A 334-nucleotide genomic window follows, 5' to 3' on the forward strand; every position below is an offset into this window, starting at 1 on the left:
CCTTAAAAGAACCTTTCCTAATTTTTGAAAAAAGCAACTTTTATGGAAATGGGGGGATTGTAAGTACAGCGTTAGACTTGCAAAAATACCAGAATGCACTGTTTACTTATCAGATCTTAAATAAAAAAGAATCGGAAGAAGCAATAACGGCTACCACACTCAATGACGGAAAAATCGCAACGTTTCAATTAGAAGGCAAAGAGATTAGTTATGGCTTGGGATGGGCAATGTATACCAATGAAGAGAATGGAAAAATAGTTTTCCATGATGGATCTATTTCAGGGCTTACCAGCATTCTGATGCATAATATGACTAAAAATCAAACCGTAGTATT

General features: G+C 35.3%; 1 protein-coding gene. It reads left to right on the plus strand.

Going from position 1 to position 334, the window contains the following annotated elements; genetic code table 11:
- Window positions 1-334 (plus strand): hypothetical protein (locus tag SB764_RS38970; RefSeq protein WP_410866608.1); only part of this gene is annotated, 334 nt, incomplete at both ends.

The organism is Paraburkholderia sp. SIMBA_027, from assembly GCF_046535315.1.
Taxonomy (GTDB): domain Bacteria; phylum Pseudomonadota; class Gammaproteobacteria; order Burkholderiales; family Burkholderiaceae; genus Paraburkholderia; species Paraburkholderia tropica.